Genomic DNA, 18,987 nt, shown 5'->3' on the forward strand with positions numbered 1-18,987 from the left:
ACTCGATCGGTCCACAGCCCGCGCATAGGGTGACGGGATGACGACCCCCGACCCCTCGGCACCGAAGACGTCCATCATCGACGTGCGCCGCGGCGAACCGCTCGTGGTGATCACCGACGTGCAGAAGCACTACGGCGACTTCCAGGCGCTGCGCGACATCGATCTGACCGTGCACCGCGGCGAAGTCGTCGTCGTGATCGGGCCCTCCGGCTCGGGCAAGTCCACGCTCTGCCGCACGATCAACCGCCTCGAGACGATCACCTCCGGAACCATCACGATCGACGGGAAGGAACTCCCGAAAGAGGGCAAGGGGCTCGCCGCCCTGCGCGCGGACGTCGGCATGGTGTTCCAGTCGTTCAACCTGTTCGCCCACCTCACGATCCTCGAGAACGTGACGCTCGGGCCCATCAAGGTCCGCAAGATGAAGAAGGCCGACGCCGAGCGCGAGGCCAAGGTGCTCCTGGACCGCGTCGGGGTCGGTCATCAGGCGAGCAAGCTCCCCGCGCAGCTCAGCGGCGGGCAGCAGCAGCGCGTCGCGATCGCCCGCGCGCTCGCGATGAACCCGAAGGTCATGCTGTTCGACGAGCCCACCTCGGCCTTGGACCCCGAGATGATCAACGAGGTCCTCGATGTCATGGTCGGTCTCGCCCAGGAGGGCATGACGATGATCGTCGTCACCCACGAGATGGGCTTTGCGCGGAAGGCCGCCGACCGCGTGGTCTTCATGGCCGACGGTCAGATCCTCGAGGACCAGAAGCCCGACGACTTCTTCGAGCGTCCGCGCACCGACCGTGCGAAGGACTTCCTCTCCAAGCTCATCACGCACTGACGCCCCCGACCAGCACCCGCACGACCCGCACCCGCACGACCCGAACGTCGGATACGAAACGCACCAATGGATACGCGACACAAGGAGAATCACATGCGTAACTCACGAATGCTCGCAGGAATCGGCATCGCCGCAGCCGCACTGCTCGCCCTCACGGGCTGCAACAGCGGCACCCCCGGAGCCGACCCGAGCGAAGCGGCCGGCGAAGAGGAGGGCACGTGGTTCGAAGTGGCCACCGACGTCTCGCTCGAGGGCAGCCCGACGTTCGACACGATCACCGAGAACGGCAAGGTCCGTGTCGGCGTGAAGGAGGACCAGCCCGGTCTCGGCTACCTCGACCAGGCGACCGGTGAGCGCACCGGCTTCGACGTCGACATCGCCCGCTGGATCGCGGCATCGCTCGGATACGACGAGGACAAGATCGAATTCACCGCGATCCCCTCGGCGAACCGCGAGCAGGCGCTCGTCAACGGTGACATCGACTACTACGTCGGCACGTATTCGATCACCGACAAGCGCAAGGAGCAGATCGATTTCGCCGGCCCGTACTTCATCACGGGCCAGGGTCTGCTCGTCGCCGCCGACAACGAGGACATCACCGGGGTCGACACCCTCGACGGTGCCACGGTCTGCTCTGCGACCGGATCGACCTCGATCCAGCGAATCAAGGACGAGCACCCCGAGGCGTCGACCGTCGAGTTCGACACGTACTCCCAGTGCGTCGAGCAGCTGAAGTCCGGCCAGGTGGACGCGATCACGACCGACCAGGCCATCCTGATCGGCTACGCCGCGCAGGATCCCGACAACCTCAAGGTCGTCGGTGACGTCTTCAGCGAGGAGCGCTACGGCGTCGGCATCCAGAAGGGTGACACCGTGTTCGTCGACTACGTGAACACCCTGTTCACCGACGGCGGCGACATCTGGACGGCCATCTTCGAGAAGAACCTGGGTGCCTCCGGCATCGAGGTCGAGCAGCCCGCCGTCGACTGACCCTGTGGTGGCGGCATCCCGCAGCGGATGCCGCCACCTCACTCTCTTCCCCCGCGACGATCAAGGAGCACCCGGTCGTGAATGTGATCACCGACTACCCCGATCTGTGGGTCCAGGCCCTCATCGGCACGGTCGTGCTGTTCTTCGGCGGTGGGCTCATCGCCATCGTCCTGGGTCTCCTGATCGGCGCGATGCGCGTCTCGCCCATTCCGATCGCACGGACGGTCGGCACGGTGTACGTCAACACGATCCGCAACACCCCGCTGACCCTGATCTTCTTCTTCTTCGCCTTCGGGATCCCGCTCCTGGTCGACTTCCGGGTGAACTTCCTCGTGCTGGCGATCTGGGCGCTCGGCATCTACACCGCGACCTACGTCGCCGAGACGATCCGCTCCGGCATCAACACCGTGCCGGTCGGTCAGGCCGAGGCCGCCCGCGCCCTCGGCCTCACGTTCGGCCAGGTGATGGGCAGCGTCGTGCTGCCGCAGGCCGCCCGCTCGGTCATCCCGCCCATGATGAGCGTCTTCATCGCCCTGCTGAAGAACACCACGGTCGCCGCGGGCTTCTCGGTCGTGAACCTCGGCAACATCCGTGCCGAGATGAGTGAGAACGGCGAGAACCAGCTCGTCGTGCTGCTGTGGGTCATGGTCGTCTTCGTCGTGATGGTGCTCCTGCTGGCGGCCCTGCAGAGAGCCCTCGAGAAGAAGTGGAGGGTCGCGCGATGACTTCGGTCCTGTACGACGTCCCCGGCCCGCGCGCGATCGCCCGCAACCGCGTCCTCGGCGCGGTCACCGTCGTGGTGGTCCTGGCTATCCTCGGCTTCATCGTCTGGCGCTTCGCCGTCACCGGCCAGTTCTCGGCCTCGAAGTGGTCGGCCTTCACCTACACGCGTGTGTGGGAGCAGTTCGGTCTTGCGACGCTGCGCACGCTGGCGGCGTTCGTCTCCGCGGCGATCGGTGCGCTCGTCCTCGGCTTCGTCCTCGCGCTCGGCCGCCTGTCGGACCACGCGTGGGTGCGCATCCCGGTGACCGCCGTGATCGAGGTCTTCCGCGCGATCCCCGTCCTGATCCTCATGCTGCTGCTGTACTACGGGCTGCCGGTCATCGGCATCAAGATGGACACGTACCTCGCGGTCGTCATCGCCCTCATCGTCTACAACGGGTCGGTGCTCGCCGAGGTCATCCGCGCCGGCGTCGAGTCGCTCCCGCGCGGCCAGGGCGAGGCCGGCTACGCGATCGGCCTGCGCAAGAACGGCGTGATGCGTCTCATCCTGCTTCCCCAGGCGATCCGCGCGATGCTGCCGGTGATCATCGCGCAGCTGGTCGTCACGCTCAAGGACACCGCGCTCGGCTTCATCATCACGTACCCGGAGCTGCTCAAATACGCGAAGGACCTCGGTTCCTCGGCGACGCTGGACTCGCCGCTCATCCAGGCCGCGATCGTCGCGGGCGCCATCTACATCTCGCTGTGCCTCCTGCTGTCCTGGGTGGCGAGCATCGCCGAGAAGCGACTGCGCTCCTCTCCCCGGTCCTCGGTCGTCGTCGGCGCCGGTGAGGCTCCGACGACCGACACCGAGCTGATCGTCGCCCAGCGCGACGAGGGGTGAGCGGGATCCGGCGGCGGGGGAGCGGCATCCGTCGTCGGTAGACTCGTCTTTCGTGTCTGACGAACCCGAAATCACCCCCGACGCGGTGGATGCCGCTGTCCAGGCGGCCCTGGAGGCGATCGGCGCAGCGTCCGATACGCCGGCGCTGAAGGCCGCCCGTGCTGCGCACGCCGGCGAGGGCTCGCCGCTGGCCGCGTTGAACGCGCGCCTACGGCAGGTGGCCCCGGAGCGCAAGGCGGAGTTCGGCAAGCTCGTCGGCCAGGCCCGTGCCCGCGTGAATCAGGCTCTCGCCGCGCGCGAGAGCGTGATCGCCGAGGCCGAGACCGCCGCGAAGCTCGAGAGCGAGCGGATCGACATGACCGCGCTCCCGCAGCGCGCGCGCACCGGTGCGCGGCATCCGCTCACCCTTCTGCAGGAGCAGATCGGCGACATCTTCATCGGAATGGGATGGGAGATCGCCGAAGGCCCCGAGCTCGAGCACGAGTGGTACAACTTCGACGCGCTCAACCTCGACGAGGACCACCCGGCCCGCCAGATGCAGGACACGTTCTATGTGGACCCGGTCGCCCGCCACCTGGTCCTGCGGACGCAGACGAGCCCCGTCCAGATGCGGTCGATGCTGACCCGCGACCTGCCGATCTACGTCATCTCGCCCGGGCGCGTGTACCGCACCGACGAGTTCGACGCGACGCACCTGCCGGTGTTCTCGCAGTTCGAGGGACTCGTGATCGACAAGGGCATCACGATGGCGCACCTGCGCGGCACGCTCGACCACGTCGCCCGCGCGCTGTTCGGCGCCGAGGCCAAGACCCGCCTGCGCGCGAACTACTTCCCCTTTACCGAGCCCTCCGCAGAGCTCGACCTCTGGCACCCGACCTTCAAGGGCGGCGCGCGCTGGATCGAGTGGGGCGGTTGCGGGATGGTCAACCCGAACGTCCTCCGGGCGGCGGGAATCGACCCGGAGGAGTACTCGGGCTTCGCGTTCGGGATGGGGATCGAGCGGACCCTCATGTTCCGCAGCGACGTGCAGGACATGCGCGACATGGCCGAGGGTGATGTCCGCTTCAGCGAGCAGTTCGGAATGGTGGTCTGATGCGCGTCCCGCTGTCGTGGTTGCGTGAGTACGTCGATGTGCCGGCGGATGCCGCTCCCGAGGACGTGCTCGCGGCTCTGGTGCGCGTCGGCTTCGAAGAGGAGGACGTGCACCGCTTCGAGCTGCAGGGCCCCATCGTCGTCGGCGAAGTGCTCGAGTTCGTCGAGGAGCCGCAGTCCAACGGCAAGACCATCCGCTGGTGTCAGGTGCAGGTCGCGCCCGACGGTGAACTCGCCGCCGACGGCGGCCCTGCCGTGCACGGCATCGTCTGCGGCGCCCGCAACTTCTTCGTCGGCGACAAGGTCGCCGTCACGCTGCCGGGCTCGGTACTGCCTGGCCCCTTCCCGATCGCGGCGCGCAAGACGTACGGACACGTCTCGGACGGCATGATCGCCTCCGCGAAGGAGCTCGGACTCGGCGACGAGCACTCCGGCATCCTCCGCCTCGTCGAGCTCGGCATCGACGCACCGGTAGGGACCGACGCGATCGCGCTCCTCGGCCTGGACGACGTGGCGGTGGAGATCAACGTGACTCCCGACCGCGGCTACGCCCTGTCGATCCGCGGCGTCGCACGCGAGTACTCGCACGCCACCGGGGCGGCATTCACCGACCCGGGGCTCCGTGCGTGGGGCGAGGTGCAGCACACGACCGACGCCTTCCGTTCGACGGTCGCCGACCTCACGCCGATCCGCGGGCGCGTGGGGGCGACCGAGTTCGTCACCCGCATCGTGCGCGACGTCGACCCCACCCGGCCGACCCCGGCATGGATGATCTCGCGCCTGACCCTCGCGGGGATCCGGCCGCTCGGCATCCTGATCGACATCACCAACTACGTGATGCTCGAGCTCGGCCAGCCCCTGCACGGATACGACCTCGATCGGCTCCAGGGCGGCATCACCGTCCGGCGGGCGAGCGCGGGGGAGACTCTAGAGACGCTCGACGGCAAGGTGCGCACGCTCGACGCCGAGGACCTGCTGATCACCGACGAGTCCGGCCCGATCGGCCTGGCCGGAGTCATGGGCGGCGGCGCGACCGAGATGACCGATGCGACCCGCAACGTCCTGATCGAGGCGGCGACCTTCGACCCGGTCTCGATCGCCCGCACGGCCCGGCGGCACAAGCTGCCCTCGGAGGCCTCGCGGCGCTTCGAGCGCGGTGTCGATCCGAACATCCCGTTCGTGGCGGCCCAGCGCGCGGTCGACCTCATGGTCGCGTACGCCGGCGGCACCGATCGTCGCGAGGGCGGTGCGCTGCTCGCGGGCTACGAGTTCCCCGGGATCGAGCTGCCGCACGGCTTCGTCGAGGGCCTCATCGGCGTCGCGTACACGCGCGAGGAGATCATCGGATCGCTCGAGCTGATCGGGTGCGCCGTGCACGAGCGCGAGGGGGACCTCGTGGCCTTCGCGCCGTCCTGGCGACCCGACCTCACCGACAAGTGGACGCTCGCGGAGGAAGTCGCCCGGATCCAGGGCTACGACCGCATCCCGTCGATCCTGCCCACGCCGCCGTCGGGCCGCGGGCTGACACCCGCGCAGCAGGGGCGCCGACGCGTCTCGAACGCGCTCGCCGCGGCGGGCTACGTGGAGACGCCGTCGTTCCCGTTCACCACCGAGGAGCAGAACGACCTGCACGGCTCCGCGAGCGGCGGACACCTGCCGAGCATCAAGCTCGCGAACCCGCTCGACGGACAGACGCCGTTCCTGCGCCGCAGCCTCGTGCCCGGCCTCCTCCGCGTCGCGCACCGCAATCTCTCGCGCGGTTTCACCGATCTGGCGCTGTTCGAGTCCGGCACGGTATTCCTGCCCGCCGAGGGTGTGCTCTACGGCACGCCGTTCGTGCCGCCGTCGGCCGTGCGTCCGGACGCCGGCACGCTCGCGGCGCTGGATGCCGGCATCCCGCCGCAGCCGCGTCACGTCGCTGTGCTCCTCACCGGCGCGGTCGTCGCGAAGCAGCCCGGGACCGCCGCGCAGCCCGCCGACGTCGCCGATGCCCTGGACGCCGTCCGGACGATCGGGGTCGCCGCCGGTGTGCAGATCGACATCGAGCAGGGTGAGCGCGCGGCGCTGCACCCCGGCCGCACGGGAGTCCTCACGGTCCGCGGAACCCAGGTCGGGTACCTGGGGGAGCTGCTGCCGGCGGTGGCCGAAGCGGCCGACCTGCCGGGACGTGTCATCGTCGCGGAGCTCGACCTCGACCTCGTGCTCTCGCTGGCCGGCGACCGCGTCGTCGCAGCGTCGCTGTCGGGCTACCCGGCGGCGACCCAGGACGTCTCGCTCGTCGTCGGGGCGGATCTTCCGGCCGGCGACGTGCGCGCGGCGCTCGTCGAGGGCGCCGGAGACCTGCTCGAATCCGCGCGTCTCGTCGACGACTACCGGGGGACCGGTCTTCCGGACGGGGCGAAGAGCCTGACGTTCGCCTTGCGCTTCCGCGCTCCCGACCGCACGCTGACGGCCGCCGAGGCGACCGAGGCGAAGCTCGCGGGTGTCGCCGTCGCGGCCGAGCGCTTCGGCGCGACCCTGCGCGAGTAGCGCGCTCCTACTTCAGGTCGAGTGCACGACCTGTTGCCCACTGCGCGGCATCCCCTCGCGGACAGGTCGTGCGCTCGACACGACGTCGTGCGCCCGACGCTCGGATCGGTTTCGCCGGGGACGCGCGTCTGGTGGGATGGGCGCATGACCGATGTGCTGATCCTGGGTGGGACGGGCTGGCTGAGCGGACGTGTGGCGGAGCGGTGGCGGGATGCCGGTGCGCAGGTGACGTGCCTCGCGCGAGGATCCCGCGCGGCGCCGGAGGGCGTCCAGCTCGTGATCGGTGACCGCGAGGACGGGTCCGCGTACGACGGCGTGTCCGGCCGCGAGTGGGACGAGGTGATCGACATCTCCTCGATCCCCGCGCACATCGATGCCGCGGTGACCCAGCTCGGTCCTCGGACGCGTCACTGGACGTACGTCTCGTCGGTCTCGGCGTACGCCGACAACGACCTCGCGGATGCCGACGAGGGCGCTCCGCTCAGCGAACCGCTCCGGCCGGGCGAGGAGTACGACTACTCCCGCGCCAAGGCCGCCGCAGAGGCCGCCGTCCGTGCCGCGCTGCCGGATCGCGCGGCGATCGTGCGCCCCGGCCTCGTCGTCGGTCCCGGCGACCCCACCGACCGGTTCGGCTACTGGGTCGGCCGGTTCGCGCTCGCGGATGCCGAGCCCGTGCTCGCGCCGCGTCTGGAGGGACGCGGCGCCCAGGTGATCGACGTCGACGACGTCGCCGACTTCGTCGTGCGGTGCGGGGCGGACGAGTCCGGTGTCACCGCGAACGCGGTCGGCGACGCCACGGCTCTGTCCGCCCTGATCGCGCTCGCCCGCGCGACGGCCGGGCACACCGGCGAGCTCGTCGAGGCGGACGACGACTGGCTCGAGGCGCATGACGTCGCGTACTGGATGGGGCCGCGGTCGCTGCCTCTCTGGCTCCCGCCGGACATGCCCGGATTCACGACCCGCTCCCACGCCGCGTACTCGGCGGCGGGCGGCAAGCTGCGCGACCTGGCCGACACGATGAGCCGCACCCTGGCGGACGAGCGGGAGCGGGGACTGGACCGGGACCGCCGCGCAGGCCTGTCCCGTGCGGACGAACGCACCCTGCTGGCCGAGCTCTCGCGCGCGTAACTCCCGCGTTTCGCTCGGCGCCGGCGACGCGGCCCGCGCCACCGCGCGCTCCGCCGCCGCCGCGCTCGCGAGAATGCGGGAGTTGTGAACGCCGCACGCGATTTGCGGGCCCGGCGACGCGCCCGCTATCGTCGGCGCATGCCTTCGGCCGCGCCCCTCCTCGCCACGCTCGCTCCGAGCGTCGCTCCCGCGCGCCGACGTCTGGGCAGCCGCCGACTCTAGGCGACGTCGCGCACCTCGGATCCGGGGAGCTGCAGGCGTCGCCGTCCGCAGCCCATGACCCCAGACTCTAAGGTGGAATCCATGACATATTCGGTCGCCGTCTCCGGCGCATCCGGCTATGCGGGCGGCGAGATCCTGAGGATCCTCGCCGCACATCCCGACGTCGAGATCCGCACCGTGACCGCGCATTCGAACGCGGGACAGCCCCTCATCGCCCATCAGCCGCACCTGCGCTCGCTCGCGCACCTGACGCTTGAACCGTCGACCCCCGACGTGCTCGCCGGGCACGACATCGTCTTCCTGGCGCTGCCGCATGGACAGTCCGGTCAGTACACCGAGGCGCTCGCGGACACTCCGCTCGTGATCGACGCGGGCGCCGATCACCGGCTGGACTCCGCCGAGCAGTGGGCGCGGTTCTACGGCGGTGAGTTCCACGATCCGTGGACGTACGGCGTTCCCGAACTCCTCGTCGGCGGGACCAAGCAGCGCTCGCGGCTCGTCGGCGCGAACCGCATCGCAGCGCCCGGCTGCAACGCGAGCACGGTGAGTCTCAGCCTCGCGCCCGGCGTCGCCGCCGGCGTGATCGACACCTCCGACATCGTCTCGGTCCTCGCGGTGGGTCCGAGCGGTGCCGGGAAGAGTCTGAAGACGAACCTCCTCGCAAGCGAGATCCTGGGCAGCGCCAATCCCTACGCCGTCGGGGGCACCCACCGGCACATCCCCGAGATCCGGCAGGCACTCATCGGCGCCGGCGCGACCGGGCAGATCCGCATCTCGTTCACTCCGGTGCTCGTGCCGATGGCCCGCGGCATCCTCGCGACCAGTTCTGCCCCGATCGCCGAGGGGGCCACGGATGCCGAGATCCGGGGTGCCTGGGAGTCCGCGTACGCGGACGAGACGTTCGTGCAGCTCCTGCCGGCGGGCGAGTTCCCCCGCACCGCCGATGTGGTCGGGGCGAACACCGCACTGATCGGACTCGCGATCGACCGCGATGCGAACCGGGTCGTGGTCGTCGCCGCGGTGGACAACCTCGTGAAGGGCACCGCGGGCGCCGCGATCCAATCCATGAACATCGCGCTGGGGCTCGCCGAGGGCACCGCGCTGAGCGTGAACGGAGTCGCCCCGTGAGCGTGACCGCAGCACAGGGTTTCGAGGCGGCGGGCGTCGCGGTCGGCCTCAAGTCCTCCGGCAATCCGGACGTGGCCGTCGTGGTGAACCGCGGACCGTTGAAGGTCGGCGCCGCGGTGTTCACGACGAACCGCGCGAAGGCCAATCCGATCCTGTGGTCCGAGCAGGTGATCCGGGACGGCATCGTCGAGGCGATCGTGCTGAACTCCGGGGGCGCGAACTGCTTCACCGGGTCCTTCGGCTTCCAGACGACGCACCAGACCGCCGAGAAGGCGGCCGCTCTGCTCGGCGTAGGAGCGAGTGACGTGCTGGTGTGCTCGACAGGACTGATCGGCACGGGGGACGAGGTGTTTCGGGGAAAGGTGCTCGCCGGCACCGAGCAGGGCATCGCCGAACTGAGCTCGGACGGTGGGGAGGCGGCGTCGCTGGCGATCATGACGACCGACTCGAAGCCGAAGCGCGCTGTCGTCCGCCGGGACGGCTGGAGCATCGGGGGCATGGCGAAGGGTGCAGGGATGCTGGCCCCCGGGCTCGCGACGATGCTCGTGGTCATCACGACCGACGCGGTGCTCACCTCCGAGGAGGCGGATGCGCACCTGCGGGCGGCGACGCGTGTCAGTTTCGATCGCCTCGACTCCGACGGCTGCATGTCCACGAACGACCAGGTGACCCTCATGGTGAGCGGCGCCTCGGGCGTCACGCCGGATCCCGACGGGTTCCGGGGCGCGCTCACCGAACTCTGCACGGATCTCGCCCGTCAGCTCCAGGGTGACGCCGAGGGCGCCAGCCACGACATCACGATCGAGGTCGTGGGTGCAGCGTCCGAAGAGGACGCGGTCGAGGTCGGCCGCTCGGTCGCGCGCAACAACCTCTTCAAGGCCGCGATCTTCGGCAACGACCCCAACTGGGGCAGGGTCCTCGCCGCGATCGGCACGACCGACGCCGAATTCGACCCGTACGACGTCGACGTCTTCATGAACGGTGTGCGGGTCTGCAGTCAGGGCGGTCCCGACGCCTCCCGCGACGAGGTCGACCTGACACCGCGCGCCACGCACCTGCGCATCGACCTGCGGGTGGGGCGGTCGCACGCGACGATCCTCACGAACGACCTCACCCACGACTACGTCCACGAGAACAGCGCGTACGCGACATGACCGAGATCGACCTGCAGGACACCGACCCCGCCGAGGCGAGCCGCAAGGCCGCCACGCTGATCGAATCGCTGCCGTGGCTGCAGCGCTTCAGCGATCAGATCGTCGTCATCAAGTACGGCGGCAACGCCATGGTGAGCGACGAACTGCAAGACGCGTTCGCCGCGGACATCGCCTACCTGCGCTACGTCGGCGTCAAGCCCGTCGTGGTGCACGGCGGCGGCCCGCAGATCTCCTCGATGCTGGACCGCCTCGCGATCCCGAGCGAGTTCAAGGGTGGGTACCGGGTCACCAGCACCGAGGCGATCAGCGTCGTCCGCATGGTGCTGACCGGTCAGATCAACCCACAGCTCGTGGCGAAGATCAACGCGCACGGGCCGCATGCCACAGGCCTGTCCGGGGAGGACGCGGGCCTGTTCGGCGGACGTCGGCGCGGCGTCATCGTGAACGGCGTCGAGCACGACCTCGGGCGCGTCGGCGACGTCGTCGCGGTGGATCCGCAACCGGTTCTCGACCAATTGGCCGCCGGGCGCATCCCTGTGGTGTCCAGCATCGCGCCGGACCTGGATCACCCCGGGCATTCGCTCAATGTGAACGCGGATGCCGCGGCCGCGGCGCTCGCCGTTGCTCTGGGCGCGGCGAAGCTCGTCGTGCTCACCGACGTCGCGGGTCTCTACGCCGACTGGCCGAACCGCGAGTCGCTCGTCTCCCACTTGAGCGCGCCGGAGCTGCGGGAGATGCTGCCCCGCCTGGAATCGGGGATGATCCCGAAGATGCAGGCGTGTCTGGATGCGGTCGAAGGCGGCGTGGAGACCGCCGCGATCATCGACGGGCGGGTGCCGCACTCGGTGCTCGTCGAGATCTTCACGAGCAAGGGAATCGGAACGGAAGTGGTGCTCGGATGAGCTGGCAAGACGACGCGGGACGCGATCTGCTGCGCACCTTCGGCGACCGGATGGCGATGTTCGTCCGGGGCGAGGGTGCCTACCTGTGGGACGCCGACGGCCGACGCTACCTCGACTTCCTCGCCGGCATCGCGGTGAACTCGCTCGGCCACGCGCACCCGGTGTTCGTCGACGCAGTGGCCACGCAGGCGGCCACCCTCGCGCACGTGTCGAACTACTTCGCGACGCCGCCGCAGCTCGAGCTGGCCGCACGCCTGAAGCGCCTGGCCGGAACGGGGGAGTCGGGTCGGGTCTACTTCGGCAACTCCGGGGCCGAGGCCAACGAGGCGGCCTTCAAGCTCGCGCGCCTGCACGGCTCGACCGGCGAGAAGGAGCGTCCGCGCATCCTCGCACTCACGGACGCGTTCCACGGGCGCACGATGGGCACGCTCGCGCTGACCGGCAAGCCCTACATGCAGCAGCCGTTCCTTCCGATGGTGCCGGGCGTCGAATTCATCGACACGACGATCGACGCCCTCGAGGCGACGATGGATGACCGTGTCGCGGCGCTGTTCGTGGAACCCATCAAGGGCGAAGCGGGTGTGATCGACCTGCCCGAGGGATACCTGCGGGCCGCGCGCGAGATCACTGCGCGCCACGGTGCGCTGCTGATCGTGGACGAGATCCAGACCGGCGCCGGCCGCACGGGCGAGTGGTTCGCCTTCCAGCACGCCGGGATCACCCCGGACGCGATCACCGTCGCCAAGGGCATCGGCGGGGGATTTCCGATCGGCGCGCTCATCACGTTCGGCGCGGCGAGCGAGCTGTTCTACCCCGGGACCCACGGGTCCACGTTCGGCGGCAATGCGCTCGGCACCGCCGTGTCCTCGGCGGTGCTCGCCGAGATCGAGGCCGAGGGGCTCGTCGGCAACGCGGCAGAGCGTGGACGCCAGCTGCGGACGGCGATCACCGGGCTCGAGAGTGCACTCGTCGAGGGATGCCGCGGCCGGGGTCTCCTCATCGGCGTCGGGCTGCGGCATCCCGTCGCCAAAGCCGTCGTCGCCGCGGCGCAGGAGCACGGGCTCATCATCAACGCCCCGAACGACTCCACGATCCGCTTGGTGCCGGCGCTGAACATCGGCGACGTGGAGATCGACGAGTTCGTCCAGCTGTTCACCGCCGCACTGCGCACCGTCGAGGACGCGCTCGTGCTCGAGGAGGCCTCCGCATGACCCGTCACCTGTTGCGCGACGACGATCTGACCGCCGCCGAGCAGGGGGAGATCCTCGATCTCGCCGTCGCGCTGAAGAAGGACCGCTGGAAGCTGAAGCCTCTGGAGGGGCCGCAGACGGTCGCGGTGATCTTCGACAAGTCGTCCACACGCACGCGCGTGTCCTTCGCGGTCGGCATCGCCGATCTCGGCGGCTCACCGCTGATCATCTCGACCGCCAATTCGCAGCTCGGCGGCAAGGAGACCCCCTCGGACACCGCTCGCGTGCTCGAGCGTCAGGTCGCGGCGATCGTCTGGCGCACGTATGCGCAAGCGGGTCTCGAGGAGATGGCGCGCGGCACGACAGTGCCGGTCGTCAACGCGCTCAGCGACGATTTCCACCCGTGCCAGCTGCTCGCCGACCTGCTCACGATCCGCGAGCACAAGGGCGAGCTGCGAGGACTCACGCTCGCCTTCTTCGGAGATGGCCGCTCGAACATGGCCCACTCGTACATGCTCGCCGGCGTCACGGCGGGAATGCACGTCCGGGTCTCCTCGCCGGAGTCCTACGCGCCCCGCGAGGACGTCGTCGCGGACGCCGACCGCCGTGCGGCCGAGACGGGCGGCTCGCTCACCCTGTTCACCGACCCCAACGAGGCGGCCGCGGGAGCGGATGTCATCGTCACCGACACGTGGGTGTCCATGGGCAAGGAGGAGGAGAAGCTCGCGCGCCTGCGCGACCTCAGCCAGTACAAGGTCACGAACGAGCTCATGTCGCTCGCGCGCCCCGACGCGATCTTCATCCACTGCCTGCCCGCCGACCGCGGATACGAGGTGGACGCGGAGGTGATCGACGGTCCGCAGAGCGTCGTGTGGGACGAGGCCGAGAACCGGCTGCATGCGCAGAAGGCGCTCTTGGTGTGGCTTCTGCGCCAGAGCTGAACGCACCTGCCGGCTGGCTCGCGTCCCGATGGACGCGGCTGAACGGACCGCGACGCGTCGCGGGGGTCGACCTCGCGCGCGGCCTCGCGGTCATCGGGATGATCGCCGCGCATGTCCTGTGGATCGACGATCTCGACATTGCGGATGCCGCGACCTGGGTCGCCGTGGTCGAGGGCAGGTCGTCCATCCTGTTCGCGACCCTCGCCGGAGTGTCGATCGGTCTCGTGACGGGCGGTCGCACGCCGCTGGAGGCGGGTGCCATGCACACCGCCCGCATGCGCCTGGCGGTCCGCGCCGGGCTCCTCTGGCTCATCGGGCTCGCGCTGATCGCCACCGGAGTCCCGGTCTACGTCATCCTCCCCGCCTACGCGATCCTGTTCCTCCTCGCCCTCCCGCTCACCGGTCTCGGGGCGAAGCCGCTCCTCATGATCGCGGGCGGGCTCGCGCTCGTGATGCCGGTGGTGCAGGTCGGCCTGGACGCCGCGCCGGTGTGGAGCACGGCCGCCGGGCAGATCGTGTCCCCGTTGATCGGCTGGCACTACCCGTTCCCGGTGTGGATCGCCTTCGTCGCGGCCGGCCTCGGCGTCGCACGGGCGGGGGCCGGCCGGCCGGCGGTGCAGGTGCGCCTGCTCGGGTACGGTGCCGCGCTCGCGGTGCTCGGGTACGGCGCGGATGCGCTGAACGGCGTGGGTCCGGCATCCGGAGCGTCCTCCTTCTGGGCGGCGCTGTGGACCGCGGAACCCCACTCGACGGGTCTGTGGGAAGTCATCGGATCGGGTGGGTTCGCGCTCGCGGTGCTGGGTGCGTGCCTGCTCGCATGCCGCACCGTCGTCACGTGGATCGTGCTCCCGCTGCGCGCCGTGGGCGCGATGCCCCTCACCGCCTACGTGGTCCAGCTCGTCGTCTGGGCGGTCGTCGCCACGACCGTGCTCGGCAGTGCGGGTGATCTGCGAGGCTTCCGAGATCTCGAGCCGTTCTGGCCGATGACGCTCGGCCTGGTGCTCGGCTGCACGATGTGGGCCCTCCTCGTCGGGCGCGGGCCGCTCGAATGGGCCCTCGACCGCGCCGCCCGTGCGGTCGGACGAGGCGCGCCGCGCGACGCGGATAGGCTGAGCGGATGAGCGGAATCAAGCGCGACGGCACGAACGAGGGCGCCCTCTGGGGTGCGCGCTTCGCCTCCGGCCCGTCGCCGGAGCTCGCGGAGCTGAGCAGATCCACACACTTCGACTGGGATCTCGCCCTGTACGACCTGGCCGGGTCGCATGCGCACGCCAAGGCGCTCGCCGCGGCCGGCTACCTCACGGCGGACGAGGAAGCAGCGATGCACGCGGGGCTGGACGCGCTCGCGCGCCGTGTGCAGGACGGGAGCCTGCGGGCACGGCCGGCGGACGAAGACGTGCACGGAGCCCTCGAGCAGGCGCTCATCGCCGAGGTCGGTCCCGAGCTCGGCGGAAAGCTGCGCGCGGGCCGCAGCCGCAACGACCAGATCGCCACGCTCGTGCGCATGTACCTGCTCGACCACGCCCGGACGATCGCCCGTGAGATCCTCCGCGTCGTGGACGCCCTCGTCGCGCAGGCCGAGGCGCACCCTGATGCGATCATGCCGGGGCGCACGCACCTGCAGCATGCGCAGCCCGTTCTGCTCGCGCACCATCTGCAGGCGCACGCGTGGCCCCTCGTCCGCGATCTCGAGCGCTTCCGGGACTGGTCGGTGCGTGCGTCGGTCTCGCCGTACGGCGGAGGGGCGCTCGCCGGCTCGACGCTGGGTCTGGATCCGCAGCTGGTCGCGGGCGAACTCGGTCTGGCGCGCCCGGCCGAGAACTCGCTGGACGGCACGGCCGCCCGCGACGTCGTCGCGGAATTCGCGTTCGTGGCGGCGATGATCGGCGTGGACCTCTCCCGGCTCGCGGAGGAGATCATCATCTGGAACACGCGCGAGTTCGGCTTCGTGACGCTCGACGACGCCTATTCGACCGGGTCCAGCATCATGCCGCAGAAGAAGAATCCCGACATCGCCGAGCTCGCGCGCGGCAAGTCCGGGCGGCTGATCGGAAACCTCAGCGGGCTGATGGCGACGCTCAAGGGGCTGCCGTTGGCCTACAACCGCGACCTCCAGGAGGACAAGGAGCCGGTGTTCGACTCGGTGCGCACGCTCGAGCTCGTTCTCCCCGCGTTCGCCGGGATGATCGCGACGCTGCGGTTCCACACCGAGCGGATGGCCCAGCTCGCCCCGCAGGGCTTCTCGCTGGCCACGGATGTCGCGGAGTGGCTCGTCAAGCGCGGCGTGCCTTTCCGGGACGCCCATGAGATCTCGGGTGCGCTTGTGAAAGTGTGCGAGCAGCGCGGCATCGAGCTGCACGAGATCGACGATGCGACGCTCACGCAGATCTCGCCGCATCTGGATCCCGCCGTCCGAGAGGTTCTGAGCGTCGCGGGCTCCGTCGCCAGCCGTGACGGCGCGGGCGGGACAGCTCCCGTGCGGGTCGCCGAGCAGCGCAGCGAGCTCGTTGCGCGCGCGCAGGCTGCCGCGCACGCGCTCGGTCTCTGACCACGCGCCCGCGCGCTCAGTCGAGCTGCGCCCAGATGCCGTCCAGGTCGGCGGCGGTGTGTTCCATCCGGCGGACGAGCGCCCGCACCGCTTCGACGGTGTGCGGGTCCATCGCGGCGGTGTCGATCGAGCGGAGGAACGCGGCTGCCACGACCGCGTCCTGATGGGCGCCGAGCGCATCCTGCAGTGCCTCCCGTTCGGCGATCGTCGTCTGGACACCCGCACCCAGGACGGGGCGCGCGAGCTCGACGGCGTAGCGGTGCCGCTTGACGGCTTTGCGTGCAGCGTGCACGCGCGTGTCGGTCCGGGCCTTGCGAGCGCGCCGCAGTCGCCGCGACGCCTCGGCCCGCGCCTCGTCAACCAAGGCGTGGGCGGCGTCCGCGTCGCGTCCCGCCGCCCGTCGAGCCGGGGGATCGGACAGCCAGCGCTGCACCACGGCGAACACGGCGACTCCGCGGGCGCTCGTCGTCCCGGTCACCGCGGCCGCCCAGGCGTCGCGCCGACGCCGGGCGAACACCGTTGCGAGCACATCGTCCACGACGGCGGGGACGCGCTCGTCCGCCGCGAAGCGCTCCGCGAGCACCTGGAGGTCACGGACCTCTCCGAGCAGCTGCCCGAGCCAGGCGAGCTCCTGGGCGAAGGCCTCGCGGTCGACGCGACGGTACACGGCAGCGAAGGTGTGCAGCGTCGCGCGCAGGCGCCGGATCGCCACCCGCGCGGGATGCACGGCATCCTCGTCCCGCTGCTCGAGGCGAAGACGCGACTCGAGGATCACGCGGCACTGCACGGCGACGTAGTCCTGCACGAGCGCGCCCAGCGTGCCCTCCGTGTCAGTGGATGGAGTCATCCGCGTCGCCGCGCGTCCATGAACGGAAGGTGACGGCGAATCCCGCGCGCGTCGGCGCGCACAGGTACGGCCCGGCGCTCGCGTCCGCCGCGCCGTCGAACGGCGCGACGCGGACGAGTCGCCACGGCTCGCCCCCCGCGCGAGCGCGCACGATGAGGGAGTCCGGCCAGCGGCTCACGCGAACCGAGACGGATGCCGTGCTCCACTCATCGACACGACCCACCGACCAGTCGGACCGGCCGTCGGTCACCACGGCTCCGAGCCCGAGGTGCCCATCGGCGAATTCGAGGCCGGCTTTCACCCAACGCATGTCGTCGATCCGCACGAAGATGCCGGCCTGATCGAACTCGCCGGTCCACTTCGCCTCGAACTCGACCTGCATGGACTCGCCGACGGTCAGCGGTGCGAGGAGCGCGTGCTCGTTCGCATGCACGAAGCCGTAGGCGGTCTCGCGCCAGGCGTCGCTACCCTCGGCTGCGATCGCCGTGAGCGTCTCGTCGGACAGGTCGACGAGTTCGGGGTCGTGCGTCCAGCGGCCCGCCGACCAGGGGACCGCGTTCACCAGATCGCCGATCGCACGAGGGCGCCCACGATGCAGGCCCACAACAGGCTCGAGAGCGTGCCGATGATGAACCGCTCCCGGGCTTCGGCGGCGGCGAGTTCGGAGAACCGGCCGACGCCCTTGATCGCGACGACGATCGCGATGGCCTCGGGGTAGCCCGCGATGATGGCGACGACGACGGCGAGCCGCTCCAGGTATCCGATGGTCGTGCCGCCGCGCAGCACTTCGGTCGGGCGCTCGTCGTCGTCGCGGACTCCTGCGGCCTCGGCATCCAGGAGGATGCCGCCGTTCGCTCCGTCCTTCACCCGCCCGTGGGTCGCGATCTCGAGGACGCGTCGGGTGACGGGGTTTCCGCCGAGGACGGCCACGGCCGTGCCGAGGATCGCGATGATGAGCCCCATGATGAGCGGCACGTCGACCGGTGCGACCACGACGACGATCAGCGAGAGCACGACGAGTCCGCCCGCGACGGCGAGGGGCACGGTGGTGGGCTTTCGCAGACTGATGATGATCAGGACGAGTGCACCGCACAGGGCGAAGAACAGGAAGATCGACAGCACGGCGGCGACGATGGCGGGCATGCGGTCAGTCTTTCACGGGCGTCCGACGCCGTTGAGGCGATCCAGCACCCGGGCGAGCGCCGGCACCGCAGCCTCGTCGGCCCGGAGGCCGGCGGCCCGCGCACGCAGACTGACGGCGGTCTCGCTGATACCGAGCCGCGCCGCGATGTCCTTCTGGCTCTCGCCTGCCGCCAGATGATCGAAGACCTCCCAGCCCGGGCCGGTGCGCCTGGAGCGCAGCTCGAGCAGGAGCCGGATCAGCGCCTCCGCGTCTTCCGCCGCGGAGGGCTCCGCGCCGACCAGCGCGAAGCGGCTCGGCGCGGCCTTCGCCCGTTCGACCGCGGCACGGGCGTGGATGAACGCCTCTCCGCGGGCCGCCCTGATCTCCGTGCCCCGCTCCTCCTCCATGCCGCCGACGCCGACACCGACGGCCCACTCCTCGGTGCGCACGAGGTGCAGGATGATCTCCAGCGCCGTGCGCCCGTCTTCCGTGGCCACCTGGATCTCGTCCCCGGCGTTGCGGTCGGGGGCGAACGGAAGGCGATCGCCTCCGATGATCGAGATCTGCTGCAGGGCCGCGGGCACGAGGTCTTCACTCGAGCGGCTGCCGCGCTGATCGGCGGTGATGACGATCATCTGAGCCTCCTCACCTGGGTTTGCCTTCAGGCTTAATCATCGCACGATTAAGCGTGAAAGCATATGGATCGTCGACACCCGAGGACTGAAGTCTCCAGGCATCATCACATGCCGGGTAAGCCG

General features: G+C 70.3%; 18 protein-coding genes. 14 read left to right on the forward strand and 4 right to left on the reverse strand.

Annotated elements, in window-relative coordinates; genetic code table 11:
* Positions 1–37: 37 nt before the first annotated feature.
* The 14 genes from AB0P18_RS09050 (at position 38) to argH (ending at position 16,259) form a co-directional block, all read left to right on the forward strand.
* Positions 38–829: an amino acid ABC transporter ATP-binding protein gene (locus AB0P18_RS09050; RefSeq protein ID WP_363359751.1), complete on the forward strand. Its 792-nt coding sequence runs from the start codon at positions 38–40 to the stop codon at positions 827–829.
* A 93-nt stretch (positions 830–922) separates the two neighbouring features.
* Positions 923–1,819 carry a glutamate ABC transporter substrate-binding protein gene (locus AB0P18_RS09055; protein ID WP_363359752.1) on the forward strand — a complete coding sequence of 299 codons (897 nt, stop codon included), beginning with the start codon at positions 923–925 and terminating at the stop codon, positions 1,817–1,819.
* A 77-nt stretch (positions 1,820–1,896) separates the two neighbouring features.
* Positions 1,897–2,544, forward strand: coding sequence for an amino acid ABC transporter permease (locus AB0P18_RS09060; RefSeq protein WP_344052958.1), 648 nt, complete (start codon positions 1,897–1,899; stop codon positions 2,542–2,544).
* Positions 2,541–3,425: an amino acid ABC transporter permease gene (locus tag AB0P18_RS09065; protein WP_363359753.1), complete on the forward strand. Its 885-nt coding sequence runs from the start codon at positions 2,541–2,543 to the stop codon at positions 3,423–3,425. Before AB0P18_RS09060 ends, AB0P18_RS09065 begins: the two co-directional genes overlap by 4 nt.
* A gap of 52 nt (positions 3,426–3,477) precedes the next feature.
* Positions 3,478–4,518: a phenylalanine--tRNA ligase subunit alpha gene (gene pheS / locus AB0P18_RS09070; protein WP_344052961.1), complete on the forward strand. Its 1,041-nt coding sequence runs from the start codon at positions 3,478–3,480 to the stop codon at positions 4,516–4,518.
* Positions 4,518–7,046 carry a phenylalanine--tRNA ligase subunit beta gene (gene pheT / locus AB0P18_RS09075; RefSeq protein WP_344052963.1) on the forward strand — a complete coding sequence of 843 codons (2,529 nt, stop codon included), beginning with the start codon at positions 4,518–4,520 and terminating at the stop codon, positions 7,044–7,046. The genes pheS and pheT overlap by 1 nt, the downstream gene beginning before the upstream one ends.
* Positions 7,047–7,190: 144 nt before the next feature.
* A complete protein-coding gene (locus tag AB0P18_RS09080) occupies positions 7,191–8,174 on the forward strand; it encodes an NAD-dependent epimerase/dehydratase family protein (protein WP_363359754.1) in 984 nt (327 codons plus the stop codon).
* A gap of 303 nt (positions 8,175–8,477) precedes the next feature.
* On the forward strand, positions 8,478–9,524 hold the full coding sequence (gene argC / locus AB0P18_RS09085) for an N-acetyl-gamma-glutamyl-phosphate reductase (protein WP_363359755.1): 1,047 nt from the start codon (positions 8,478–8,480) through the stop codon (positions 9,522–9,524).
* The gene (argJ, locus tag AB0P18_RS09090) at positions 9,521–10,678 is read left to right on the forward strand and encodes a bifunctional glutamate N-acetyltransferase/amino-acid acetyltransferase ArgJ (protein ID WP_363359756.1); all 1,158 of its coding nucleotides are present in this window, start codon (positions 9,521–9,523) and stop codon (positions 10,676–10,678) included. Before argC ends, argJ begins: the two co-directional genes overlap by 4 nt.
* A complete protein-coding gene (gene argB, locus AB0P18_RS09095) occupies positions 10,675–11,580 on the forward strand; it encodes an acetylglutamate kinase (RefSeq protein ID WP_344052971.1) in 906 nt (301 codons plus the stop codon). The genes argJ and argB overlap by 4 nt, the downstream gene beginning before the upstream one ends.
* The gene (locus AB0P18_RS09100; RefSeq protein WP_363359757.1) at positions 11,577–12,791 is read left to right on the forward strand and encodes an acetylornithine transaminase; all 1,215 of its coding nucleotides are present in this window, start codon (positions 11,577–11,579) and stop codon (positions 12,789–12,791) included. The genes argB and AB0P18_RS09100 overlap by 4 nt, the downstream gene beginning before the upstream one ends.
* Positions 12,788–13,711, forward strand: a complete 924-nt coding sequence (argF, locus tag AB0P18_RS09105; protein WP_344052975.1) for an ornithine carbamoyltransferase — start codon at positions 12,788–12,790, stop codon at positions 13,709–13,711. Before AB0P18_RS09100 ends, argF begins: the two co-directional genes overlap by 4 nt.
* Entirely contained in the window at positions 13,690–14,832 is a 1,143-nt protein-coding gene (locus AB0P18_RS09110; RefSeq protein WP_363359758.1) for a heparan-alpha-glucosaminide N-acetyltransferase domain-containing protein, read from the forward strand. Before argF ends, AB0P18_RS09110 begins: the two co-directional genes overlap by 22 nt.
* Positions 14,829–16,259 (forward strand): argininosuccinate lyase, encoded by a 1,431-nt coding sequence (gene argH / locus AB0P18_RS09115; RefSeq protein ID WP_363359759.1) that lies wholly within the window; start codon positions 14,829–14,831, stop codon positions 16,257–16,259. The genes AB0P18_RS09110 and argH overlap by 4 nt, the downstream gene beginning before the upstream one ends.
* Positions 16,260–16,275: 16 nt before the next feature.
* On the opposite strand, the gene AB0P18_RS09120 is transcribed toward argH, so the two are convergent.
* Genes AB0P18_RS09120 through AB0P18_RS09135 form a run of 4 tightly spaced genes read right to left on the reverse strand, consistent with a single transcriptional unit; the run spans position 16,276 to position 18,864 of the window.
* Positions 16,276–17,106, reverse strand: coding sequence for a CHAD domain-containing protein (locus AB0P18_RS09120; RefSeq protein ID WP_363359760.1), 831 nt, complete (start codon positions 17,104–17,106; stop codon positions 16,276–16,278).
* Complete coding sequence (locus AB0P18_RS09125) at positions 17,090–17,668, reverse strand: DUF1349 domain-containing protein (protein ID WP_344052983.1); 579 nt, start codon at positions 17,666–17,668, stop codon at positions 17,090–17,092. Before AB0P18_RS09125 ends, AB0P18_RS09120 begins: the two co-directional genes overlap by 17 nt.
* Positions 17,665–18,249 carry a hypothetical protein gene (locus tag AB0P18_RS09130; RefSeq protein ID WP_363359761.1) on the reverse strand — a complete coding sequence of 195 codons (585 nt, stop codon included), beginning with the start codon at positions 18,247–18,249 and terminating at the stop codon, positions 17,665–17,667. The genes AB0P18_RS09125 and AB0P18_RS09130 overlap by 4 nt, the downstream gene beginning before the upstream one ends.
* 12 nt (positions 18,250–18,261) lie before the next feature.
* Positions 18,262–18,864, reverse strand: coding sequence for a DNA-binding protein (locus AB0P18_RS09135; protein WP_344052985.1), 603 nt, complete (start codon positions 18,862–18,864; stop codon positions 18,262–18,264).
* Positions 18,865–18,987 lie beyond the last annotated feature (123 nt).

The organism is Microbacterium sp. NPDC064584, assembly GCF_040687315.1.
Taxonomy (GTDB): Bacteria; Actinomycetota; Actinomycetes; order Actinomycetales; family Microbacteriaceae; genus Microbacterium; species Microbacterium lacus.

Excerpts from the sequence above, each read along its gene's own strand:
- AB0P18_RS09050 (WP_363359751.1), top strand. The coding sequence starts at position 38 with ATGACGACCCCCGACCCCTCGGCACCGAAGACGTCCATCATCGACGTG.
- AB0P18_RS09055 (WP_363359752.1), top strand. The coding sequence starts at position 923 with ATGCGTAACTCACGAATGCTCGCAGGAATCGGCATCGCCGCAGCCGCA.
- AB0P18_RS09065 (WP_363359753.1), top strand. The coding sequence starts at position 2,541 with ATGACTTCGGTCCTGTACGACGTCCCCGGCCCGCGCGCGATCGCCCGC.
- pheT (WP_344052963.1), top strand. The coding sequence starts at position 4,518 with ATGCGCGTCCCGCTGTCGTGGTTGCGTGAGTACGTCGATGTGCCGGCG.
- AB0P18_RS09080 (WP_363359754.1), top strand. The coding sequence starts at position 7,191 with ATGACCGATGTGCTGATCCTGGGTGGGACGGGCTGGCTGAGCGGACGT.
- argC (WP_363359755.1), top strand. The coding sequence starts at position 8,478 with ATGACATATTCGGTCGCCGTCTCCGGCGCATCCGGCTATGCGGGCGGC.
- argB (WP_344052971.1), top strand. The coding sequence starts at position 10,675 with ATGACCGAGATCGACCTGCAGGACACCGACCCCGCCGAGGCGAGCCGC.
- AB0P18_RS09100 (WP_363359757.1), top strand. The coding sequence starts at position 11,577 with ATGAGCTGGCAAGACGACGCGGGACGCGATCTGCTGCGCACCTTCGGC.
- argF (WP_344052975.1), top strand. The coding sequence starts at position 12,788 with ATGACCCGTCACCTGTTGCGCGACGACGATCTGACCGCCGCCGAGCAG.
- argH (WP_363359759.1), top strand. The coding sequence starts at position 14,829 with ATGAGCGGAATCAAGCGCGACGGCACGAACGAGGGCGCCCTCTGGGGT.
- AB0P18_RS09120 (WP_363359760.1), bottom strand. The coding sequence starts at position 17,106 with ATGACTCCATCCACTGACACGGAGGGCACGCTGGGCGCGCTCGTGCAG.
- AB0P18_RS09130 (WP_363359761.1), bottom strand. The coding sequence starts at position 18,249 with ATGCCCGCCATCGTCGCCGCCGTGCTGTCGATCTTCCTGTTCTTCGCC.
- AB0P18_RS09135 (WP_344052985.1), bottom strand. The coding sequence starts at position 18,864 with ATGATCGTCATCACCGCCGATCAGCGCGGCAGCCGCTCGAGTGAAGAC.